General features: G+C 37.0%; 16 protein-coding genes and 1 tRNA gene. 5 read left to right on the forward strand and 12 right to left on the reverse strand.

Annotation, left to right across the window (positions count from 1 at the left end):
- Positions 1–2: 2 nt before the first annotated feature.
- The 3 genes from H9Q20_RS04015 to H9Q20_RS04025 are packed head-to-tail and all read right to left on the reverse strand — an operon-like array spanning position 3 to position 4152.
- Positions 3–1265, reverse strand: a complete 1263-nt coding sequence (locus tag H9Q20_RS04015; protein ID WP_187478347.1) for a DUF2851 family protein — start codon at positions 1263–1265, stop codon at positions 3–5.
- 18 nt (positions 1266–1283) lie between these two features.
- A complete protein-coding gene (bshA, locus tag H9Q20_RS04020) occupies positions 1284–2420 on the reverse strand; it encodes an N-acetyl-alpha-D-glucosaminyl L-malate synthase BshA (protein WP_187478348.1) in 1137 nt (378 codons plus the stop codon).
- 40 nt (positions 2421–2460) lie between these two features.
- Positions 2461–4152, reverse strand: a complete 1692-nt coding sequence (locus H9Q20_RS04025; protein ID WP_187478349.1) for a glycoside hydrolase family 3 protein — start codon at positions 4150–4152, stop codon at positions 2461–2463.
- Positions 4153–4281: 129 nt separating this feature from the next.
- On the opposite strand from H9Q20_RS04025, the gene H9Q20_RS04030 reads away from it, so the two are divergent.
- The gene (locus tag H9Q20_RS04030; protein ID WP_124641608.1) at positions 4282–4785 is read left to right on the forward strand and encodes a hypothetical protein; all 504 of its coding nucleotides are present in this window, start codon (positions 4282–4284) and stop codon (positions 4783–4785) included.
- 85 nt (positions 4786–4870) lie between these two features.
- Here the strand turns inward: H9Q20_RS04030 and H9Q20_RS04035 are convergent, their stop codons facing one another.
- The gene (locus H9Q20_RS04035; RefSeq protein ID WP_124641610.1) at positions 4871–5308 is read right to left on the reverse strand and encodes a phage tail protein; all 438 of its coding nucleotides are present in this window, start codon (positions 5306–5308) and stop codon (positions 4871–4873) included.
- Positions 5309–5485: 177 nt separating this feature from the next.
- Positions 5486–6661, reverse strand: a complete 1176-nt coding sequence (locus tag H9Q20_RS04040; RefSeq protein WP_187478350.1) for a hypothetical protein — start codon at positions 6659–6661, stop codon at positions 5486–5488.
- Between the two features lie 224 nt (positions 6662–6885).
- Here H9Q20_RS04040 and H9Q20_RS04045 point away from each other — a divergent pair, with 224 nt between their 5' ends.
- Positions 6886–7737, forward strand: coding sequence for a transketolase (locus H9Q20_RS04045; protein WP_124641612.1), 852 nt, complete (start codon positions 6886–6888; stop codon positions 7735–7737).
- A gap of 26 nt (positions 7738–7763) precedes the next feature.
- On the forward strand, positions 7764–8708 hold the full coding sequence (locus H9Q20_RS04050; RefSeq protein WP_124641614.1) for a transketolase family protein: 945 nt from the start codon (positions 7764–7766) through the stop codon (positions 8706–8708).
- Between the two features lie 115 nt (positions 8709–8823).
- Here H9Q20_RS04050 and H9Q20_RS04055 read toward each other — a convergent pair whose 3' ends face one another.
- Positions 8824–9483: a TrmH family RNA methyltransferase gene (locus tag H9Q20_RS04055; protein WP_124641615.1), complete on the reverse strand. Its 660-nt coding sequence runs from the start codon at positions 9481–9483 to the stop codon at positions 8824–8826.
- Between the two features lie 232 nt (positions 9484–9715).
- Between H9Q20_RS04055 and H9Q20_RS04060 the strand changes: the two genes are divergently transcribed.
- Together H9Q20_RS04060 and H9Q20_RS04065 are read left to right on the forward strand one after the other, a co-directional pair.
- A complete protein-coding gene (locus H9Q20_RS04060) occupies positions 9716–10741 on the forward strand; it encodes an asparaginase (protein ID WP_187478351.1) in 1026 nt (341 codons plus the stop codon).
- Positions 10742–10774: 33 nt separating this feature from the next.
- Positions 10775–10861, forward strand: a tRNA-Ser gene (locus H9Q20_RS04065).
- A 35-nt stretch (positions 10862–10896) separates the two neighbouring features.
- Here the strand turns inward: H9Q20_RS04065 and H9Q20_RS04070 are convergent.
- The 6 genes from H9Q20_RS04070 to glmS all read right to left on the reverse strand — a co-directional run bounded on the left by H9Q20_RS04070 (position 10897) and on the right by glmS (position 18771).
- Entirely contained in the window at positions 10897–11931 is a 1035-nt protein-coding gene (locus tag H9Q20_RS04070; protein ID WP_124642407.1) for an NAD(P)/FAD-dependent oxidoreductase, read from the reverse strand.
- 154 nt (positions 11932–12085) lie between these two features.
- Positions 12086–13021, reverse strand: coding sequence for a gliding motility protein GldN (gene gldN / locus H9Q20_RS04075; RefSeq protein WP_124642405.1), 936 nt, complete (start codon positions 13019–13021; stop codon positions 12086–12088).
- A 28-nt stretch (positions 13022–13049) separates the two neighbouring features.
- Positions 13050–14621, reverse strand: coding sequence for a gliding motility protein GldM (gene gldM / locus H9Q20_RS04080; RefSeq protein WP_124642403.1), 1572 nt, complete (start codon positions 14619–14621; stop codon positions 13050–13052).
- 43 nt (positions 14622–14664) lie between these two features.
- Positions 14665–15360 (reverse strand): gliding motility protein GldL, encoded by a 696-nt coding sequence (gene gldL / locus H9Q20_RS04085; protein WP_187478352.1) that lies wholly within the window; start codon positions 15358–15360, stop codon positions 14665–14667.
- Between the two features lie 36 nt (positions 15361–15396).
- Positions 15397–16809, reverse strand: coding sequence for a gliding motility lipoprotein GldK (gene gldK / locus H9Q20_RS04090; protein WP_124642399.1), 1413 nt, complete (start codon positions 16807–16809; stop codon positions 15397–15399).
- Positions 16810–16917: 108 nt separating this feature from the next.
- Positions 16918–18771, reverse strand: coding sequence for a glutamine--fructose-6-phosphate transaminase (isomerizing) (glmS, locus tag H9Q20_RS04095; protein ID WP_187478353.1), 1854 nt, complete (start codon positions 18769–18771; stop codon positions 16918–16920).
- Positions 18772–18805: the final 34 nt, after the last annotated feature.

Genomic DNA, 18805 nt, shown 5'->3' on the forward strand with positions numbered 1-18805 from the left:
AATTAGGATTTCAAAAGCTGAAAAGCAATACTGCAATTTAAACATTTTTTTTCTAAACAATAATTTTTATAATGAAAGAGATATGCCTGACTGTCCAAAGCAGAGTGCATATTCAGTCCCAACTCTTTCCACCTTCGGATCAAATGATTGTCTTCTGCAGGTATTTCTGCATACATTTTCATCAAATCATCGACCACATCTTCATTTTGATTTTTTTTGTAGGCATAAATCATGGGTAAAACGGCATTAACAATAAGCAGATGGATAAAATCTCGTGACAGTGATTTTTCTGATACTTGAGTCGAAATTTTCCCAAAATTAAAATGATTGTCCCAATATTCTGAAGCTTTAATATTGGAAAAAACAGCATATAAATCGTCTAACTTTTTGGCATTCATAATTTTTGAAAACAAATGCACTTCTTGATGATACAGACCCGCCAATTGAGACAAACGAAGGGTTGGAAAATTAGGAGGCCGCAGTCGTAAAAATCGCGGTTGAAACAGGTTGTTATTCAAATTGAACTTGGATTTCAGAAACTGAAATTCTTGTGTCCATCTCTTGCTTTGATGGTCCTTGGGATCGTCCAACCAACCGGCAGTTCCGTAAAATAAAGCTTCGAGTTGTTCTCTATTTTGTCTAATTTTCTGAACCACCGTAAAATCTAAACTTTCCGCCAATTGCTGAAAAATTTCTGCATTGATCTTCAATCCAAAAGCATAAGCCAAGCTGTGGAAAAGTACGGCTTCAAAATTATTTTTGAACCGCGACAATCGCTGTTCTATCGCTATGGATTTTTCATCTAATTTTTGTAGAACTCCTTCTTCTGAAAACTGAAATGGCACCTTCTCCGGTTCAAAAATCGATTGACACGGGATAAAATCATGGACTTCAGAAAGCGTTTCGTACTTCATCAAAATCGCACGGTCGATGTAGCTTTTAAGTTCCAGAGTTGGAACATTTTTTTTCACCAAATCATCAATTTCAACATCGTGAAAATAGACAACATGCAGTATGGTATTGTCGTAGGCTTTGTCCTGAGAATGCTGATGCGCCAACCAATCCGAAGATTTTAAATGCAATTCGATACTACCGGCGATATCTATATTTTCAATCTTGATTTTGCCCAATAAAAAATCGGGACCGGCATTGGTATTCCATGTCCCGAATTGGATTATTTCTAAGTCACGACCAAGAGTATCTTTAAAATCGATGCGATTAAAAATTTTGTAATTCCACAGATATTGCAATAATTTCTCGGTCATGGAATGCAGTTTTTAGGATTATTCTTTCTTAAATTGCTCTAAGGTCTCACGATACATTTCTTCGTATAAAGGTAGAATATTTTTTATTTCAAACCTATACGCTTGATTCAAAGCGTTAATTTTCATTTTTTTCATCAATTCATCATCGCTCAACAAACGGATGGTATAATTGCTCATGGCTTCAACATTTCCCACTTCGGCCAGATATCCGGTTTCCCCTTGAATGTTCACTTCAGGGATACCACCGGCATTGGAGCTCACCACAGGAGTCCCAGCCGCCATGGCTTCCAGAGCTGCCAAACCAAAACTTTCTTGTTCTGAAGGCAAAAGAAACACATCCGAAGCTTGTAGAATTTTATACAAATCATTGACCTTTCCTAACAATCGGATTTTATTTATCAAATTGGGGTTTTCTTCCAAAAACTGGTTTACTTTTTCCATTTCTGGCCCTTCTCCAATGATGATGAGTTTTGATTTTATTTTGGCATTTACATTTTTAAAAATCTGCAATACATCTTCAATCCTTTTTACCGGTCTGAGGTTGGAGACATGTATTAAAATTTTCTCATCGGGATTTGCCAATTGGCTTCTTTGGCAAACATCGGAATCCTTAAACTCAGAAAAATCAATAAAATTGGTAATGACCTTGATCTCTTTTTTGATGTTGAAAAATTGCAAAGTATCTTTTTTCAAACTTTCGGATACCGAGGTAATCGTATTCGATTGATTGATGGAGAATTCTACCGCGTGTTTATAACTTCTGTGCTGTCCTACCAAAGTAATATCGGTACCGTGCAAAGTGGTTACCAAAGGGACATCTTGCCCTTCCTCCTTCAACATTTGTTTCGCCATAAAAGCCGCATAGGCATACGGAATGGCGTAATGGGCATGCAAAAGATCCAGTTTATACAAATTGACCACACGATAAATCATGGAAGACAAGGCAATATCAAAAGGTTGATATTGAAAAAGTGGATAAGGCTGAACATTGACTTTGTGAAAAAATATATTGGGATTGGTAATGTCCAATCTTGCCGGCAAATTACTGGAAATAAAATGAACCTCGTAGCCTTTGTTGGCCAAGGACATCCCCAATTCTGTCGCAACAATGCCACTTCCGCCGTAGGTTGGATAACAAAGTATTCCTATTTTCATTTTTTAAAATTTAGGTTTTGAATTAAAAAATTAATGCATTTTATCTTTTCTGAATATCCATTCCCATACCGTACAACAACTGTGCGTTGACAACGACGGGCAATCTTCCCGAAATTGTTGTTTCGCCCATCAAAGCTTGAGCTGTGGAAACCATAGAGTCTTCATTGTTTTCGTAGGAAACCACAACGGTCGAAACTCCGTCTATGGAAACATCCTTCAAGGCATAAGGACTTCCAAAAACATTGAGAAGCACTTGGTTTTCTTTGCTTAATTTTTGGATGATGGATTTTGAATTTTCTGAAATTTTATACGGCTTGTATGCCGTAGAATTGTCTTTGTGTAAACCAATGATGACTTTAGATCCCGTAGGAATGCTCGATATTTCAGTAGGTTTTTTAATATTTATTTTTGATGATAGGATCATTTGATTGTAAAACGCATCGTAAGGAGCTTCTTCTAACGGAACAAAGTAATAGGTTTCTTTACAGGTGAGAGGTAACATTTTCTTGCTGTCTTTCAGCACCGTAATGGCGTGGGAATAGACATTTCTCACAATTTTTTTATGACTATCGTTGTTCAGATCTTCATTTACATTGTTGGGATCTACAGGTTTATACGCATCTAAACCCAGATAATATTTGGTCAATAGTATTTTCTTCACGCTCTCTTCCACTCTTTTTTGGGAAATACGACCCTGGTCTATCGCTTGTTGAATCAGTTTTTTCCCCACGGCAACATCTTGTGAAAAAAGCATGATGTCGTTACCCGCCTCAAAAGCCAAGGCATCCAATTCGCCTGCTTTATATTTATTGGCAACAGCACCCATGTTCAGAGCATCGGTAATGATTAAGCCTTTATAACCTAACTTTTCTTTCAACAAACCGGTTACAATATTTTTAGAAACCGACGCCGGTATTCCTTTTCTTTTTTCCAGAGCCGGAACAAAAAGATGGGCGACCATAACCCCACCAATTCCTTTATCCATCAAAGCTTTGAAGGGTGCAATTTCGACTGAGTTTAATCGTTCCAAATTATGAGATACCACAGGCAAATCCAAATGCGAATCCTTATCGGTATCGCCATGTCCAGGAAAATGTTTGATGGCTGCCAATATTTTAGAGTCTTGCAATCCGTTGGAATAGGCCAAGCCACTTTCCACCACATTATTGACATCCGAGCCAAAACTTCTGTTCCCGATGATCGGATTGTTGGGATTGGTATTGACATCGACCACGGGAGCAAAATCCCAATTGATGCCCATTCTTTTGCAATCTTCAGCAATTTTTTGAACCATTTCGTAGATTACTTTTTTATCTTGTACAGCACCCAATGTGATGGCCCATGGAAATTTATGAGCCTTGGCTATTCTTTGAAAAACACCCCATTCGGCATCCATTCCGATCATCAGTGGCACTTTGGATTTGGCCTGGAACTCATTGACCAAATTAATTTCTCTAGCAGCATCATCTTGCATCAAAATTAGACCTCCAATTTTATCATTTTCTACAATTTTTCTAACATTATTGATAAAATCTTCGCCTTTATTGGTGTAGAGAGCAACTATAAAAAGTTGCCCTAATTTTTCATCTTGAGAAAGCGAATTGTATGTTTTGTTGACCCAGGCATGTGCTTTTTCCACATCAGATTTACCCATATTTCTAGGGATAAATTGAGACTTTAAACTTTGTGTTGCTATGAAGATTGAAAAAAATAAAACGATTTTGTTTTTCATATTTTTAGTAGGAAATTGTAATGATTTACAAAAATAGTATTAATTTTTCAGTCTAAAATTTTCGCATGCATAAACTTTTGGTATGTGATTTGAAATAAGTAAAATATTAAATTTAAAAAATCAATTATTATGAAAAAATATCTTTTCCTTTCCGCCTTTACAGCTCTTTCCCTAACCACATTGGTAAGTTGCGAAAGAACTACAGATTACATCCAACAGCAAGACAACGATACCTATTCGGTAATGAAAGATGTCACCGGAACGCTAAATGCTGGGAACAATTACACCATCAATCAAAACATTTCCATTCTGAATACCGATGTGGTTTTGGTGTATAGAAACATCAACTCCAACACTGCAGGAGGGAAAGTTTGGCAACTCATTCCTAAAACTTCGTACTTATCCGGAGGTAGAGAGTTAGATTATAACTTCTTGTTTAACACACAAAATGTAGAAATTTTCACCGAAGCCAACTTTGACCAAAGTACGATGACGACTACCGAAAGCAATGCATATCTTAACAATCAAACTTTCAGAATTGTTTTGGTACCGGCATCGGGAAAAAATGCCAATGTTGATTTTAACGATTATCAAGCTGTCGTAAAGTATTTCAATTTGAAAGAACCTAAATAACTTCAATAAGTTAAGAGCCTATTTAAAAAAATCCAACCTTTTGCAATGCATGGGTTGGATTTTTGTTTTCAATTGTGATGTGCTTTTAAGTATTCATTTCCATTCTCATCGTATCATAAGAGATCACCAAACTTTCAGTAGCCAGCTGACAGTTATTGGCGATCAATACCGGTCCGATGTATTGAGACGGAAAAGCATTGTACAACATCCAAAATAAAATTGGAACAAACTCATGATTCAACAAAGAAATTTTAATATCTCGGCGTTCAACCTCTCCAAATTGGTTGGTGTTGATCCATTCAAAAAACTCATTATTCCCTTGTGTGATGTATCTTGTGAGCGTGACATCCGAGTATTTTGTCAGTCCCGGCATTTTGATTTCGTTATTCAGTTTAGAATCTGAATTTCTCACCAACTCTACACAAACGGAAAGATTTAACCCATTAACTTCAAAGATTTCCGATGCTTCACCACCCCATTCTACAGAGAAATGATAGCGATTAATATTTCTTATTCTGGACATGGCATTTTGGTTTTACAAATTACTTTGTAAAAGTACTCATAAAAACACCACAACAACTAACAACCAGACATTTACAGGAAAAACACGGTGCTTTTTGATTTCAAAAAAATGGCCGTCCAACACTTGTTGAACGACCATGGAAAAAATGAAAAGTTTGAAAGTATTATTTTCTACGAATTATCTAAATCCGCCTCTTTTTCCAGATTCTGAAGCAGAACCTTGAGATTGGTTTCTGCTTTCACTACGGAAACTTCCACCACTGTTACTTCCTCTAAAACCGGAGTCACGATTTCCATTACCAAAATTAGTATTGGTCTGTTCTATTCGTTGCGGTTTTTCAATTCTACCTTCGTTTCTAAAACCACTGTTGCTTCTTTCCATTTTGGGTACTGAAGAATTGTCTCTATCGCCACCTCTAAAACCGGAATTTCCAGATTCCCTCACCGGTTTGTTTTGATTTTGAGAAGAAAAACCTTCGTTTCTAAATCCTCCAGATGGATTTTTGGATGAGTTGGATTGATCTCTAAATCCTCTATCCGAATTGCCCGCGTTATTTTGGAAACCTGTATTTTCTCTAAATCCTGATTTGTTATCGTTAGAAATTGCCCAAATGTTATTTCTCAAACTTGAATTTTGAGATTTAAAACTTCCACTATTGTTATTTCCATTTCCATTTCTAAAACCCGAGTATTTAGGATTATCGACAAAGAAACGATCTCTACCCACATAATAGTTGCTTACTTTTACATGCTTATACTTCGGTACGCAATGGTAGTGTCTGCTATAATATGTTCGGTTATAATTTTGGAAATACACAATTGGGTTCATTCTTCTGTAATAACGATCTTGGAATATAACATAAATTCTAGGCCCTAAAATTCGCTCCAACATATAGAATCGGTCGTAGTACCAACGATTAGGATTGGCTCCATAATAAGAATACCAAGAGTTGTAATTTCCAAACCTGTTGTTAACGATCATTATTTGTTGGATCTGAACCGGATTTAAGTTAAATTCAATAAAGAAATTATTCCAATTGATGCTAACAATACTCCTTCTATAATCGTTGTAAAAACCTTGATAATAACCTGAAGGATAGTAATCCGTAGGATAATTGTAATAATAATCTTTAGGAAAATTACCGTAGGCATAGTCATAAAAATTATCATCATAATAATCGTAATCACCGTATTGATCGCCATACTGACCACCGTATTGGTTGCCGTAATATCCACCTCCCGAATTGTATTCTGGATATTGGTTTGGTGGAGGCATATTGTTGTTACTTGGGTAATACTGAGCCACCGAAGAGGTTGCCAAGCCCAATGCTGCTGCTAATAATATTGCTTTCATTGTATTTCAATTTAAGTTTGTTGACAACGATAATAAAAAAAGTATGCCACAATCTTAAAACAAATTGCAAATGATTGAAAAAAGTAAAATTTTAACATTTCCATGAAAAACAAAACACACACGCATACTGATTAACAAAGAGTTACAAATAACAAACTAAATGAGATAAGATTTTATAAAGCCGTATAAAAAACTTAAATTTGCAAAAAATAAATCTTAATAAAATGAGTAAAAGTATTGTTGAATTAAAATCTCTTGCTACACAAGTAAGAAGAGATATTTTAAGAATGGTAGCGGCTGTTAATTCGGGGCATCCGGGCGGAAGCCTTGGTTGTGCAGAATATTTTGTTGCCTTGTATGGTAATATTATGGACTACAAACTTCCTTTTACCATGGAAGGTAAAAATGAAGACCTTTTCTTCTTGTCCAACGGTCATATTTCACCAGTTTTTTATTCGACATTAGCAAGAAATAATTTCTTCCCGGTAGAAGAATTAAACACTTTCAGAAAATTAGATTCCAGACTTCAAGGTCACCCAACCACTCACGAGGGACTACCGGGTATCCGTGTAGCTTCTGGCTCTCTTGGACAAGGAATGTCTGTAGCCATAGGTGCTGCTCTAGCAAAAAAAATGGATGGAGACAAGAATCTCGTTTTCACCCTTCATGGTGATGGAGAGTTACAAGAAGGGCAGATTTGGGAAGCCCTAATGTTTGCTGCTCACAACAAAGTGGACAATTTAATTTCTACCATTGACTACAACAACCGTCAGATCGATGGTGATGTAGATGATGTCCTTTCATTGGGAGATCTAAGAGCCAAACTAGAAGCCTTTGGATGGTTGGTATTGGAAGAGAAAAACGGCAACGATATGGAAGCGGTAATTTCTGTTTTGAATAGCGCAAAAGAAAAATCAGGAAACGAAAAACCCATCGCCATCATCCTTCATACAGAAATGGGTAACGGTGTCGATTTCATGATGGGGACCCATGCTTGGCACGGAAAAGCTCCAAATGCTGAACAACTAGAAAATGCTCTTGGTCAATTGCAATTGGACGAAGTAGCCGATTATTAATTCATCAAAAAAAAGAAAAGATAAAAATGAAATATACATACACAGAAAAAAAAGATACACGAAGCGGTTTCGGAGCTGGATTGGCTGAATTGGCTGATAAAAACCCGAATGTTGTAGCCCTTTGTGCCGACCTAATTGGATCGCTAAAAATGGAGAAATTCATTGAAAAAGCACCAGAACGCTTCATACAAACCGGTATTGCTGAAGCCAACATGATTGGTATGGCAGCCGGATTGGCAACAGCCGGGAAAATACCATTCACTGGGACTTTTGCTAATTTTTCTACCTGTAGAGTTTACGACCAAATCCGTCAATCGGTAGCGTATTCCGGAAAAAATGTGAAAATATGTGCTTCCCATGCTGGGTTAACCCTTGGTGAAGACGGTGCAACTCACCAAACATTGGAAGATATTGGATTGATGAAAATGTTACCTGGAATGGTCGTTATCAACCCGTGTGATTACAACCAAACCAAAGCGGCAACCATTGCCATTGCTGATTATGAAGGACCGGTATATTTAAGATTCGGAAGACCGACGGTACCCGTTTTCATTCCGGAAGATATGCCTTTCGAAATTGGTAAAGGAATTCTTTTGCAAGAAGGGAGCGATGTTACCATTGTTGCAACAGGACATTTGGTTTGGGAATCCCTATTGGCAGCTGAAGAGTTGGAAAAAGAGGGCATTTCTTGTGAAGTAATCAACATCCACACCATCAAGCCTTTGGACGAAGAGATCATCCTGAAATCGGTTGAAAAAACAGGAAAAATTGTAACCGCTGAAGAGCACAACTATCTTGGTGGACTTGGAGAATCTGTTGCAGGAATGTTGGCAAGAAAAAGACCAACCAGACAAGAGTTTGTTGCCGTAAACGACACTTTTGGAGAAAGTGCAACACCTGCTGAATTGATGAAAAAATACAAAATCGATTCTACAGCGGTTATTGAAGCAGTGAAAAAAGTTTTGGCATAATTCCAACTTTTTAAACGATAAATAAAATCCTTCAAAATTTATTTTTGAAGGATTTTTGTTTTATGAAAACCAACACTTGGACCGGCTTGAATAGAGCTTTCCTGTTTGAATTTCATTACTTTTTTTTCAGAAAATCTTGATAGATTTCATGTCCGCTTCGAATGGAGTTGACAGCCCAACGAATTTTAAGTTGCATGCGTTTTTCCTCGCTCAATCGGTGTTCGACACCGGATTTTATAAGTTTCTGTTTTAGATCGTACATGCAAATTGCTGCAGCTACAGAAACATTATAACTTTGTGTAAATCCGTACATGGGAATGGCCAAAGTCTCGTCGCAGAACTCTAAAAAATCGTCCGTAACACCGTGCCATTCGGTGCCAAATACCAAAGCTACAGGTTCATGAATTTGGAAGTCCGGAAGTGAAGTCGCATTATTTTCTGGAGAAACGGCAACTATTTTATAGCCTTGATTTTTAATTTCTTGGAGGGATTCCAGTTGATGAGGTCGTTTTTCGACTTCTACCCAAGTATCTGCTCCTTTGGTTACCGCCAAGTTGGGATCGAAGACATTCTTGCTTTCTAAGGCTATAATTTTATGAAAGGCAGATGCTTCTGCACTTCTAACGATGGCAGCCGCATTACGAAATTGATAGACATCTTCCATGATGGGGAGAACAAAATCTGAACTTTCGTATGATTTTCGTTCAATTTTTTCCAATCTTTCCGGGGTTAAAAAGCCTTTTAGGTATTCGAAATGTTCGTTAAAATCTGTCATGTTGCAAAGTTAAAATTTTATTTTTTAGAAATAAATCCTTGAAGAACTAAAGATAACTTTGTGTATTGTACCCAAAAAAAATCTATGCTCTCTACCCTGCACCCCGACTTGAGTGGAGCTCTTTTTATTTTTTTGATTGAAGCGGAATGTAGATCAATCAAAAAAATAAAAAAGCGGGAACGGAAGGCGGAAAAGGTGCCCAAAAAATTATAATTAATTGTAAATTTAGGCCATGAAAAGAAAAGTTTTGATGATCTATACCGGTGGGACGATTGGTATGGAAAAAGATCATAATAGTGGCAGTTTGAGAGCGTTTGATTTCAATCATATATTCGATAAAATCTCTGAGATGAATCTTTTGGAATGCGAGGTTTCTGTGCATGCTTTTGAGCATCCTTTGGACTCGTCGGATGTGGGTCCTGAGGAATGGAAGATCATTGCAGGTGTTATAGAAAGTAACTATCACGATTTTGACGGCTTCCTGATCTTACACGGAACGGATACGATGTCTTACACCGCTTCGGCATTGAGTTTTATGCTGAAAGGGCTAAAGAAACCTGTGGTATTGACGGGCTCCCAACTTCCGATTGGAGATTTGAGAACCGATGCCAAAGAAAATTTATTGACCAGTCTTTATTATGCGAGTTTGTATGAAAATAACGAAGCTCTGATACAAGAGGTGGTGGTGTATTTTGAATATAAATTGTTGCGTGGAAACAGAACATTGAAATATTCTGCGGAGTATTTTGACGCGTACAGAAGTCCGAACTATCCCATTTTGGGTGAATCCGGTGTGCATCTGAACATACGAAAAGAGGTACTTTTAAGGAATGACGCAACCGAGTTCAGCATCGATTTGCATTTGTGCAAGGACATTGTATTTTGGAGGATATTTCCAGGGATGAGCTTTGAATCGTTGCTCCATCTACCCAAGACCAAAGTGATTATCTTACAGGTTTTTGGATCGGGAACCATTTTTAACAGTCCAGAAACGGAGAGAATTTTGTTGGAAATAAGAGAGCGAGATACAGAAATCATTGTGTTGAGCCAATGCATTTCTGGTGGTATTAGCATTGGTAAATACGAGAACAGTAATGTTTTCCAAAAAATTGGGGCAATCAGTGGTAAAGATCTTACGGCCGAAAGTGCGATTACCAAAGCGATGCACCTGATGGGGAACAAAAACTACAGCAGTAGCTTTGCTGAAAATTTTTCGAAAAATTTACAAGGAGAACTGAATGAAAACTTTGGTGATTAAATAATTATTTGTACTTTTGCATCACCAAAAAAAAGAAAGGTGTCCGAGTGGTTGAAGGAGCTACCCTGGAAAGGTAGTATACGGGTAACTGTATCGAGGGTTCGAATCCCTTCCTTTCTGCAAAAAAATCCTGAGAAAATATTCTCAGGATTTTTCTATTGGTATCTTTTGATGTCTATTTCGGGATGGAGCTCGGCTCCGTTTTCGATGTGCTGATACAATTCGTTGGCAAAATAGCAACCGTTGAGCACACCTCGTGTCCCCATTCCGTTGAGGATGTACATGTTCTTGTGCTGAGGGTGCTCACCTAAAGTGGGTCTTCTATCGGTCAGTGTAGGACGCAACCCGACTTCTACTAATTCGACAGAATAAGGATGAGGATAAATCTCTTCAATGCTTTCTTTCAAAGCGTTTACCGAGTCATCCATAATGGACTCATCGGTTGAGTTTCTATCAAAAGTACCTCCTGCGTAATACAGTCCGTTTTCCATTGGGAAGAAGAAGTGTTTCTTTTTCAAAATACCACCTTCGGTAATGGGTTCTGAAAGTTTAACAGAAAGGTGATGCCCTTTGCTTGGGATGATGGGTAAATTTGAGAAATACGGATTGTTTAAGACACGAATACCTTCGGAAAAAACCAAATTTTGATATTCGATATTTTGATATGTTTTATCATTAACATTCAAATGATTAAAATCAAAAGTAGCATTGAAGTACGAATTGTTTTTATCCAAATATGAATAAAAATCACTAAAAAAGGTAGAAACAGCAATTCGGCCCGATTGTAAAACTTCGCCTATTCCGTAGGGATTGATTACGGAGGTGAAATCTAAAAATTCTGGACTAAGATAATCTGAAAGTTCGTCTAACTTCGATTTTTCCAACCAAGTTTGCTTTTCATTGTCGTCGTGTAAAATACGGTGAACAGGCTTTTGTTCAAAATAGTCTTTACCTAAATAATTTTGAATTTCACTAAGCGTTGTTTTTAAGAAAGTCATTTGCTCATTCCCCAACCAAAAGCTGGTAAATTTATTGAGAACTATGGGATTGACAACACCCCCTGAAACTTCAGATGCACTTTGTTTTCTGTCCGAAACCAAAATGAAAGATTTGTTATTCTTGATGAGTTGATGAACAAAAAATAGCCCAGCAAAGCCACCACCAACGACAATATAATCTACTTTTTTCATATAAAAATGTACTATTAATGATTACTAATTAAACGCAGAGAAAGATAAAAAAGCAACATACTTTATGAGATGTTTTTATCTTATTTTGCAAATTTAAGGATAAAAAAAAACCTGAGTAAAAATACTCAGGTTTTTTATATGAATATGAGAAATCTTAGTAATTCCACATTTCGTTATCCATCTCAAGAATCGTTCCTTTGATTCTGTCGCTTTCTTCGATTTGTTCGTCTGCATTTTTAGGGATATAATCCTTAACAACACCATCACCCAATCCGCTTGTTGATTTATAAATAACAGAAGAAAATCTTCTCATGTTAATTACATCATCATAAGAAAGGTCAGCAGAAGCGTTTCCTTTGTTGTAAATGTAGTTGTTGGCTAGAACTTCTCTTGCATCTGGATAATAGATCCAGAAAAGATCGATAAGTTCATTCGCATCACCAATTGGTCTTCCGTCTGGACCAACTTGACCAGCAGTAGCTGGATCTGGACCTAGAGCTGCGATTCCCAATGGACGATACTTCAACATGCCGTCTCTTTTATCGACAAACCACATACCCATAATTTTAAGAACTCTAACTTTATCGGTCGTTGTTCTGATGTAATCGGTATATTGTCTTCTTTCGTCTTCTGTTAACTGACGACCAGAATTCATGATATCGATAGCGGCTTCGTCTAATCTTACAGATTCCAATCTTTTAGGGATTGCTTCTTTAGCTAATTTGACTGTAAAATTTTCGTCGTCATATACCTCTTTCAACTCACCACTTAGAGCAGCATCTAGAAGTACATCATAAATGGACTTAGACGATTTGAAGAATCCATCTTTATTGTTTTTGTAAAAAGGTTGGTTGATTTTATCGTTCATGTCGATAATTTCCCAAACCATCATTCCTTTAACAATATCGTTTTCGTTAACATGTCCATATTTCAATGGAGTTACTTTTGCAGAAACAATAGAATCACCAACGATTTTTTTGTTTTCTGCTCTCATTTGTCTAAACTCTTCTGGAGATTTTGCATTGAGAATAGATTGGGAAAAAGCAAATCCCGAAACTAAAACCATTAAACTGCAAATATATTTTTTCATAGCTGAAAATATTTCTAATTAAAAATTACTATTGAATGTTAATTACAACTGGTGATGCTTGTTTTGGTTTATAAGCTCCTAGACCTGAAATTGTAGTTTCAATATCAAAAATCCATGCAGCTTCACCAGATTTCAAGTTATTTGTCATTCCAGAAACTGAACTTAAACTGTTCCCTGTAACATAAGTAGCGGCTCTACCTGCAACTTTGAATTTAAATCCTGTTACAGTAAAGGTCACTGGGAAGTCAAAGTCTGGAATAGTTGCTGTTACAATTTGGTTTTGGATAGAACCAGCAGGCATTCCGACAACATTCTTACCTCTAACTTGACCTTGTGGAGCAGGTACATTTTTAATTCTATATTCAAATACTTGAGATAAAGATTTTCCATGAGGGTCTCTACCTGACAATGTCATTTTCAATACATTACCCGATTGTGGTACTACGATCCATTTTCCTTTTCCTAAAGATTTAACAGATGCACCAGGAGCAGATAGCGATAATTGTGCGTTATCAGCACCTAGAATAGATCCAGAAATAGGGTTTTCTAAACCTCTGTACACCACATTCATCTTATCCGCGCTAAGCATCAATCCTTGTTGAAGTTTTACTTCTTGAGGACCAGAGATTACATTGTAGGTATGTGTAAATGGAATCGTTTGAGGTTTTCCATCTGCAGTATTTACCGTAATTGATCCGCTGAAAGTTCTTTCACCTAAACCAGAAGTTGGTAAAGACTTATATCCTTTTCCGTTTTCAACTCTATCCACACCGTTGATGGCGATTTTATTAGAGTTGGAATACGATGCTAAAACTACAGTTGCTTCAGCAGGTTTTCCAGCAACAACATCAGTTGGAGCAGAAACGATAGCTTCGTACTGGTTAAACTTGATGTTGGCATCAACTTTTTCTTGAAGCATCATTGCCAATGCATCGGACTGTACATTTCTAGCATCATTTTGCAAAATCTCTAAGTTAGAGATGGCCGCAATTAGAGGTTGATGATAGAATTTGTATTGCAACCAATTTTTTTGATTGATTTTTTGTCCTTTTGGGAATTCAGTAATCAATGCTTTATCAGCTCTTTCTACAAGTTTCTTAAGATTTGGATTTCCTGCAAAAGTTTGGTCGATATAATTTCTTACATCATCAATTTTCGCTTTTAATTCTTTTGCTTTTCCAGAAGGGATGTTTTCATCACCGCTGGTAAAGAAATACTCAGTTACCGAAGTATTATCATTCAATGCATTGAAATTATCTGCTAAATCGGCTTTCATATCCAATCCTGCATCTTTTTGCAATTTGTCTTTGATTTGGTCTGCATGAGATACCAAAGCATCAATTTTTTCTTTTAACTTAAGATATTGTTGATACGGTTGCTCATAAGTATCCGGTACACTTGCAGCTTTTGCTTTCAAGGTTACCTCAAAGATTTCTGTATTTTTCTCTTGAGTTAAAAGTCTTGTGTCTTTCAACGATTGAGTAGAGTCATAGTATGATCTAATGATTTCTGCATCGATGTTCATGGCCATCATGGCAATGAATACCAAGTACATCAAGTTGATCATCTTCTGACGAGGGGTCTGTTTTCCTTGTGCCATTCTTACTACTTTTTTTTAGATTAATAATAAAATGAAGAGGAAATTAAGACTTCATAGCGGTTAGCATTCCGCCATATACTCTATTCAAGTTGTTCAAGTTAGATGTTAAACCTTGTAATTCTTCGTTAAATTTATTAGAATGCTCTACAGATTTCTGCATATCTTCTACATATTTTCTAGAGAAATCCGATTGCATTTTTCCAGTTTCTAATTGAATTGCATACAAATCGTTCATGTTTTTCATGTGATCTGCAGCTTTGTTCATTTCGTCGTTATAACGGTGAGTAGATCCTGAGATATCAACCGTTTGAGAGATTTGATCCACAGAGAACGATAATTTATCGATACCTCCTTTCAATCTTTCGAATAAAGCAACATCCAGTTTTGCATCTTCCAACATTTTATCCAATTTATTAGATAGATTGTTTTCTAATTCAGCAAATTGATTTCCTGCGCTTTTCATTGCAGATACATTGGAATGCAAAGGGTTAGGTTTTGCATGTCTGTCCAAAAGCTCTGGATAAACATTTTCCCAAGCATAAGATTCTTCAACTTTTGGTGGATCAAAAGCAAATACGATAAAAATAATGGCTTCTGTAATAAGGCCGGCTGCCAAAGTTACATTCCCTGTTAATGGACCTATACTCCAGTGCGTAATTTTAAACAATGCACCCAAGATTACGATTGCTGCTCCAAATGAATAAACGAAATTCATTGTAGCTTCTTTAGTTTTAAACATATTCAATTTTAGTTTTTATTAATGATAATGTGAGTTTTATTTGGTGTTTCTTCTGAATCTAGCAGTCATCGCATCTGGAACATCTTGAACAGTTCTGAAACCGATGTAGCTTCTTGCAGAATCTTTATATTCTCTGTCTCTGTATCCGGTCATCAACATATAACCTACATCTTTCCAAGACCCACCTCTTACAGATTTCTCGTCGTTGGTTGCATGTTTAGTAGAAGGATTTAATGTAGAAGCGAATTGGTAAGTTGCATTGTTATACGGAGAATCTGTCCATTCAGCAACATTTCCTGCCATATCAAACAATCCGTATCCGTTCTTTCTGAATTTTTTCACAGGAGCAGAATACATATAAGTTCCTTTTTTATCGTCTTCGACATAGCTACCTCTTTTTGGTTTGAAGTTAGCCAAATAACAACCTCTGTCGTCCATCATATACGGACCTCCCCAAGGGTAAGTTGCATTTTGCTTTCCACCTCTTGCTGCAAATTCCCATTCCATCTCTGTTGGTAATCTGAACGCTAAAGGTTTTTGTTTTTTCTTCTTTAATTGGTCGTTATAATCAGACTTTAACTTTGATCTAAAGTTACAATATGCTCTCGCTTGATCCCAAGTAACACCAACTACTGGATAGTTTTTATACGCATTGTGCCAGAAATATTGTTCGAACAATGGTTCGTTATATGCGTAGTGGAAGTCTTTGATCCAAACGGTAGTATCCGGATAGATAGCAATGCTTTCTTTTTTCAAGAAATTTGCACCTCTTTCTTTGTCGTTTACGGCTTTTTCCATATCTCCCCACTGGTAAGCATACTTCAACTTACTGGCATCGATAATTTTCTCGTTACCAATTCTAGAAGAAGCTGGAAGGTACATGGACTCTAACACCTCTGCATATTCAACATCTGGATAGCTTTTGGTATTCCAATGCAATGGAACTTTCCAATCAAGTCTTTTCGCTTGATCAAATTCAGCACCTCCTTGGCTCTCCAAATATTCTTGATACGGTGTTAAGTTTCCGTTTTGGTTTGGATCTCCTTTATAAGCATAGTCACTAATACTAGCGCCTCTACCGTTCCCTCCACCACCGTCACCAGCAGCTTCAGCCAACAAAGTTCTCGCGATGGAGTCTCTTACATAATTTACAAAAACTCTGTACTCTGCATTGGTCGTTTCAGCTTCATCCATATAGAATGAATTAACAGTTACCGTCTTCAGGCCGGTTTTCTCGGGCATTTTCGTAGGATCCTGATCGGCAAGACCTGCGATAAAAGAACCTCCAGGAATAGCAACCATTCCGTATGGTCTTTCTGCCACAAAAGATTTTGAATTCTCTCTAGGTATCAATTCTCCTTTTGTTCCGGGCTTACCAATTGAAGATTTGCCACCAGAACAAGATACTGCTAAAGACGCTGATGCTAATAAAAGAAATATCCTTTTCATGTTGTTTTTTATAATTAAGCGGTAAATATATAATTTTTTTAACAAACTATTAAGATTTTTTTTGAAAAACCGAAAAAAATCTTGAATTATTACATTTCAAAATGGAAATTACTCCACGGTTACGGATTTCGCAAGGTTTCTCGGCTGATCTACATTTGCCCCTCTGTACACTGCAATGTAATAGGCCAACAACTGCAACGGAATCGCAGAAACAATTGGAGAATAGCATTCTGAAGTTTCTGGGATTTCGATAACATAATCCGACATTTCGCTCACCTGAACATCTCCTTTGTTCACTACGGCAATTACTTTTCCTTTTCTGGCTTTGATTTCCTGAACATTGCTTACCAATTTATCATAATGTCCTTTTTTAGGAGCAATAATCACGATAGGCATATTTTCGTCGATCAAAGCGATAGGTCCGTGTTTCATTTCAGCTGCCGGATATCCTTCTGCATGGATGTAAGAAATCTCTTTCAATTTTAGAGCTCCTTCCAAAGCTGATGGATAATTATAACCACGGCCTAAATATAGGAAATTTTGAGCATTTACAAAATCTTTTGAAATTTCTTTAACCAAATCGTGTGTTGCATGCAGAACTTCTTCAATTTTAGTAGGTAAAGCATCCAATTCCGCAATGAGACTCATGAACTCGGCATTGCCCAACTGACCGTTGTGTTTCCCCAATTTCAATGCAATCAGAGACAAAATCACCAACTGAGCTGTAAAAGCTTTTGTAGAAGCCACTCCAATTTCTGGACCTGCATGGGTATAAGATCCCGCATCGGTAATCCTCGCAATGGAAGAATCGACAACATTACAAATTCCGTATATGAAAGCTCCTTTTTCTTTTGCTAATTTCAATGCTGCCATGGTATCTGCCGTCTCTCCAGATTGAGAAATAGCAATCACGACATCGTCGCTATTGATGATTGGGTTTCTGTATCTAAATTCTGAAGCATATTCTACCTCAACAGGGATTCTTGCAAATTCTTCGATTAAATATTCACCGACCAAACCGGCGTGCCAAGAGGTACCGCAAGCGATGATGATGATTCTTTTGGCATTCTTGAATTTTTCTAAATGATCCCAAATCCCGGCCATTTTTACCACACCTTCATTCACCAAGATTCTTCCTCTCATGGTATCGTGAATGGATTTTGGCTGTTCGAAGATTTCTTTCAGCATAAAATGCTCGTATCCTCCTTTTTCAATTTGTTCCAAATTGAGTTTTAATTCTTGAATGGCCGGTTCAATTTTAGAATTGTCTTGGATGCTTCTAATATCCACTCCTTTTTCTAGAGAGATGATCGCCATGTGTCCTTCTTCCAAATAGATGGCTTCTTTGGTGAATTCAACAAAAGGAGATGCGTCGGAGGCGATAAAGAATTCGTTTTCTCCCAAACCAATAGCCAAAGGAGATCCCAATCTGGCAACAACCAATTCTCCAGGGAAATCCTGATGCATTACTGTAATTGCATACGCTCCGTAAACTTCATTCAATGCAAATCTTACGACTGTCGGAAAATCCAAATTGGCATTTTCGTCCATTACGAATTGTATCAAATTGACCAAAACTTCAGTATCTGTTTCAGATTGAAAGGTAAATCCTTTCTCCGTAAGCATGGTTTTTATGGTATCGTAGTTTTCGATAATCCCGTTATGCACCAAAACGATTTTCTCGTTATTGGACATGTGTGGATGCGAGTTTCTATCACTTGGCACTCCGTGAGTTGCCCATCGTGTATGTCCCATCCCAATGGTTGAAGTTTCCTTTAACTGAGATGAAACCTCTACCAAATCATCAACTTTTCCTTTTGTTTTCTTTAATTCAAACTGGTTGTTTTTATCTCTCAAAACAATACCAGCACTATCATATCCTCTGTATTCCAGCCTTCTCAGTCCATTAATCACCACTTCATAAGCATCTCTAAAGCCGGTATATCCTACAATTCCACACATAATTTTTTATTGATTTTAGTTTTTAATTTTTACT

Source organism: Amniculibacterium sp. G2-70, from assembly GCF_014353055.1.
GTDB classification, from domain to species: domain Bacteria; phylum Bacteroidota; class Bacteroidia; order Flavobacteriales; family Weeksellaceae; genus Amniculibacterium; species Amniculibacterium aquaticum.

Excerpts from the sequence above, each read along its gene's own strand:
- H9Q20_RS04050 (WP_124641614.1), top strand. The coding sequence starts at position 7,764 with ATGAAATATACATACACAGAAAAAAAAGATACACGAAGCGGTTTCGGA.
- H9Q20_RS04070 (WP_124642407.1), bottom strand. The coding sequence starts at position 11,931 with ATGAAAAAAGTAGATTATATTGTCGTTGGTGGTGGCTTTGCTGGGCTA.
- H9Q20_RS04015 (WP_187478347.1), bottom strand. The coding sequence starts at position 1,265 with ATGACCGAGAAATTATTGCAATATCTGTGGAATTACAAAATTTTTAAT.
- H9Q20_RS04030 (WP_124641608.1), top strand. The coding sequence starts at position 4,282 with ATGAAAAAATATCTTTTCCTTTCCGCCTTTACAGCTCTTTCCCTAACC.
- H9Q20_RS04035 (WP_124641610.1), bottom strand. The coding sequence starts at position 5,308 with ATGTCCAGAATAAGAAATATTAATCGCTATCATTTCTCTGTAGAATGG.
- gldK (WP_124642399.1), bottom strand. The coding sequence starts at position 16,809 with ATGAAAAGGATATTTCTTTTATTAGCATCAGCGTCTTTAGCAGTATCT.
- H9Q20_RS04055 (WP_124641615.1), bottom strand. The coding sequence starts at position 9,483 with ATGACAGATTTTAACGAACATTTCGAATACCTAAAAGGCTTTTTAACC.
- gldL (WP_187478352.1), bottom strand. The coding sequence starts at position 15,360 with ATGTTTAAAACTAAAGAAGCTACAATGAATTTCGTTTATTCATTTGGA.
- H9Q20_RS04060 (WP_187478351.1), top strand. The coding sequence starts at position 9,716 with ATGAAAAGAAAAGTTTTGATGATCTATACCGGTGGGACGATTGGTATG.
- H9Q20_RS04025 (WP_187478349.1), bottom strand. The coding sequence starts at position 4,152 with ATGAAAAACAAAATCGTTTTATTTTTTTCAATCTTCATAGCAACACAA.
- glmS (WP_187478353.1), bottom strand. The coding sequence starts at position 18,771 with ATGTGTGGAATTGTAGGATATACCGGCTTTAGAGATGCTTATGAAGTG.
- H9Q20_RS04040 (WP_187478350.1), bottom strand. The coding sequence starts at position 6,661 with ATGAAAGCAATATTATTAGCAGCAGCATTGGGCTTGGCAACCTCTTCG.
- gldN (WP_124642405.1), bottom strand. The coding sequence starts at position 13,021 with ATGAAAAAATATATTTGCAGTTTAATGGTTTTAGTTTCGGGATTTGCT.
- H9Q20_RS04045 (WP_124641612.1), top strand. The coding sequence starts at position 6,886 with ATGAGTAAAAGTATTGTTGAATTAAAATCTCTTGCTACACAAGTAAGA.
- gldM (WP_124642403.1), bottom strand. The coding sequence starts at position 14,621 with ATGGCACAAGGAAAACAGACCCCTCGTCAGAAGATGATCAACTTGATG.
- bshA (WP_187478348.1), bottom strand. The coding sequence starts at position 2,420 with ATGAAAATAGGAATACTTTGTTATCCAACCTACGGCGGAAGTGGCATT.